The organism is Psychrobacter sp. 1U2, assembly GCF_051847575.1.
The window spans coordinates 1-567 of sequence record NZ_JBPYDC010001594.1 but is presented as its reverse complement, the minus strand read 5'-3'; the positions used below and the strand labels follow the sequence as shown (position 1 = coordinate 567).

The window sequence follows — 567 nt, the reverse complement described above, 5'->3', positions numbered from 1 at the left end:
CGTAACGTGGAGCGTTAGTTAGTTCTATTGATAATTCGGGCTGTAAAGGAATCATCCAATGAGTTTACAAAACACAGCAGTCGCCCCAGTTGACCGTGAATACGAAATTACTATCGTAAGGTTTTTTACGATTATGGCCGTTGCATGGGGCATCGTCGGCATGAGTCTTGGTGTGTTCATTGCCTCACAGTTGGCATGGCCAGCACTTAACTTTGACATTCCATGGCTGACCTTTAGTCGTTTAAGACCGCTACATACCAATGCGGTTATTTTTGCGTTTGGTGGCTCTGCCCTGTTCGCAACCTCTTACTATGTCGTTCAACGTACTTGTAAGACAAGACTATTTGCCCCCTATCTGGCTTGGTTTACCTTTTGGGGTTGGCAAGCGGTGATTGTATCCGCTGTAATCACCCTCCCTTTAGGTTTGACCTCTACTAAAGAGTATGCAGAGCTTGAGTGGCCAATTGATATTTTGATTGCTTTGGTATGGATCTCTTATGCCATTGTCTTTTTTGGCACCCTTATCAAACGTAAAACGTCACATATTTATGTGGCTAACTGGTTTTT

At 43.7% G+C, this 567-nt stretch carries 1 protein-coding gene; it reads left to right on the top strand.

Going from position 1 to position 567, the window contains the following annotated elements; translation table 11 throughout:
- Positions 1-58 precede the first annotated feature (58 nt).
- A partial coding sequence (locus ACS8FD_RS23370) for a cbb3-type cytochrome c oxidase subunit I (protein ID WP_439277609.1) occupies positions 59-567 on the top strand: 509 nt, incomplete at its 3' end.